The organism is Halanaerobiales bacterium (assembly GCA_035270125.1).
Lineage (GTDB): Bacteria > Bacillota > Halanaerobiia > Halanaerobiales > DATFIM01 > DATFIM01.
This window is the reverse complement of record DATFIM010000207.1, coordinates 1-3,179: the sequence shown is the minus strand read 5'-3', so window position 1 is coordinate 3,179 and position 3,179 is coordinate 1. Positions and strand designations below refer to the sequence as shown.

Annotated in this window: 4 protein-coding genes; 3 read left to right on the top strand and 1 reads right to left on the bottom strand. The window is 32.7% G+C overall.

Annotated features, from left to right (window positions below; translation table 11 throughout):
* The 3 genes from VJ881_10470 to cysE form a co-directional block, all read left to right on the top strand.
* Nucleotides 1–175, top strand: a 175-nt coding sequence (locus VJ881_10470) for an adenylosuccinate synthetase (protein HKL76474.1), incomplete at its 5' end; no start/stop codon positions are given.
* A gap of 19 nt (nt 176–194) precedes the next feature.
* A complete protein-coding gene (gene purD / locus VJ881_10465; protein HKL76473.1) occupies nt 195–1,469 on the top strand; it encodes a phosphoribosylamine--glycine ligase in 1,275 nt (424 codons plus the stop codon).
* A gap of 183 nt (nt 1,470–1,652) precedes the next feature.
* Nucleotides 1,653–2,303, top strand: coding sequence for a serine O-acetyltransferase (cysE, locus tag VJ881_10460; GenBank protein ID HKL76472.1), 651 nt, complete (start codon nt 1,653–1,655; stop codon nt 2,301–2,303).
* Between the two features lie 21 nt (nt 2,304–2,324).
* Here cysE and cysK read toward each other — a convergent pair.
* Nucleotides 2,325–3,179, bottom strand: an 855-nt coding sequence (gene cysK, locus VJ881_10455; GenBank protein ID HKL76471.1) for a cysteine synthase A, incomplete at its 5' end; no start/stop codon positions are given.

Genomic DNA, 3,179 nt, shown 5'->3' with positions numbered 1-3,179 from the left:
ACCAGTATATCAAAAATTTGAAGGTTGGGATGAAGATATATCTAAAGTTAGGGAATATGAAAATTTACCTGAAAATGCAAAAAAATATATAGAAAAAATTGAAGATATGGTTGATACCCGTATTTCTATTATAGGTATTGGCCCAGGACGAGAAGAAGCTATTATAAAAAATTAGTTTTTGAGGAGGATAAGATATGAAGGTTTTAGTTGTAGGAAGTGGTGGCCGGGAACATGCTCTTGTCTGGAAAATATTTCAGAGTGAATTAGTAGATGAAATATATGCAGCCCCAGGAAATGATGGGATGATTCCTTTAGCAGAAAGAGTTGATATTTCAGCAGATGATATTGATTCCCTGGCTAATTGGGTTGAAGAAAATGATATTGATCTAACTGTGGTTGGTCCAGAAAAACCATTAGTTAACGGAATAGTAAATGAATTTCAAAAAAGAGATTTAACAATTTTTGGTCCAAATGCAAAGGCATCTCAGATTGAAGGTAGTAAAGTTTTTGCTAAAGATATTTTGAGAAAATATGATATTCCAACTGCTGAATATGAAGTGTTTAATTCTGCAGAAGCTGCTTTAGATTATTTTAAAACCTGTAATTATCCTATTGTTGTAAAAGCTGAAGGACTTGCAGGCGGGAAAGGTGTCGTAATTGCTACTACTGTAAAAGAGGCTGAAGAAGCAGTTGAAAAAATTATGGAAGATAGAGTTTTTGGTGATGCTGGTGAAAGAATTGTAGTAGAAGATTTCTTAAAAGGAGAGGAAGTTTCTTTTCTGGGTTTAACTGATGGAGAAAACATTGTACCACTTGCTCCAGCTCAGGATCATAAAGCAGTTTTTGATGGAGATGAGGGTCCCAATACTGGTGGAATGGGAGCTTATTCACCTACTCCCTTTGTAAGTGAAGAATTAGAACAGGAAATTTTAGATGAAATACTTCAACCTACTATTGATGCTTTTAGAAAAGAGGGAATTAAATATAAAGGTATTTTATATGCAGGTCTTATGTTGACAGAAATGGGGCCAAAAGTACTTGAATTTAATGCCAGATTGGGTGATCCTGAAACTCAGGTTCTTTTACCCCGATTAAAAAATGATCTAGTAGATTTAATGTTAAAAGTTGTAGATGAAGATCTTGAAGATGTAGAAGTAGAGGTAAAAGATGAAGCAGCGGTTTGTGTTGTTTTGACTTCTGGAGGTTATCCTTTAAGTTATAAAACTGACAAAGAGATTAGCGGTTTAGATGAATTAAATAAATATGATAATGTTTTTGTCTTCCATGCTGGAACCAAAAAAGAAGGGGAAAAATTCTTAACAGATGGAGGAAGAGTTCTAGGGATTACGGTTTTAGAAAAAGGACTTTTTGATGCAATTAATGAAACTTATGAAATGGTAGAAAAAGTTCATTTCGAAGATGTACATTATAGAACAGATATTGGATTTGATGCTGCCCAATATGAATAAATAAAAATATTTTATTAAGGAATCCTCGGTTAAAACTACCGGGGATTTTTGTATTTTAATTTATCAATAATTATTCCTATGAAATTATTTACAACTCCTAGATGTTATGTTATAATAACCTAAACTTGACAAAAATACTTATGTTTAATTTCTTCAGAGAAAGAGGTGATATTGATGTTTGAAATATTTAAAGAAATAAAAAGTGATATCAAAGCTATTTTTGAAAGAGACCCAGCGGTAAATAATATATTTGAAGTTGTTTTGACATATTCTGGTTTACATGCAACTATATTTCATCGTTTTTCTCATAAATTATATAAAATAGGTTTGAGAACTTTTCCAAGAATTATTTCTCAATTTGCTAGATTTTTAACTGGTATTGAAATCCATCCAGGAGCAAAAATAGGAAAGGGATTTTTTATAGACCATGGTATGGGAGTAGTCATAGGTGAAACAGCTGAAATCGGGGATAATGTTACTATGTATCAGGGTGTAACTTTAGGTGGAACTGGTAAAGAAAAAGGAAAAAGACACCCAACAATCGGAAATGAAGTTACAATTGGCTCAGGTGCTAAAATTTTAGGTTCAATTGAGATTGGTGATAATGTAAAAGTTGGAGCAAGTTCAGTTGTTTTAGATAGTGTACCTGCTAATTCAACTGTAGTTGGTGTGCCTGGTAGAGTGGTTATTAAAGATGGAGAAAAAGTAGATGATGATTTAGATCATAATGATCTACCTGATCCAATGGGAGACAAGATGGAGGATATGGAAGAATGTTTGGATAAGATATTAGCAGAAATGTATAGAAAAAGAAAGTACAGCCAGGCAAGTTAATAGGCTGTACTTTTTTCATTATTAAAATAGATCATCACTAAGATAACGTTCTCCAGAATCTGGAGCCACAGTGACAATTTTCCCTTTTTTTCCTTTTTCTTTTAGTTCTTTGGCCAGTTTTATAGCTGATTTTATATTGGCCCCTGCTGAAATTCCAAATAAAAGACCTTCATTTTTAGCTATTTCCCTTGTAGTTTCATATGCTTCATTATTATCAATTGTAATAATTCTATCGATAATTGATTTATCCAAAATATTGGGAATAAAACCTGCACCAATCCCCTGAATTTTGTGAGGGCCTGGATTTTGACCTGATAAAACAGCGGATTTTTCTGGTTCTACTGCAACAATTTTTGTATTATTGTTAAGCTTTTTTAATTCAGAGCCTATGCCAGTGATTGTTCCTCCGGTTCCTACTCCAGCAGTAAAAAAGTCAATTTTTCCATCTATATCATTTATTATTTCCTGGGCTGTATATTTTATATGAGCTTCAGGATTGGCTTGATTATCAAATTGACGTGGCATAAAGTATGACTTATTATTATTAATTAGTTCTTCTGCTTTATTAATAGCTCCCTTCATACCTTGTTTTCCTGGAGTTAAAATCAAATCTGCTCCAAATGCTTTTAATAAAGATCTTCTTTCTATACTCATTGTTTCTGGCATTACTAAAATTACATTATAATCTCTTTCTGCTCCTATTACCGCAAGACCAATTCCTGTATTTCCACTTGTTGGTTCAACAATTGTACCTCCAGGTTTTAGCTTTCCATTCTTTTCTGCTTTTTCTATCATATTTTTAGCTATTCTATCTTTTATGCTACCACCTGGATTATAAGATTCTAATTTCACCAAGATTTCTATATTAGAATCTGG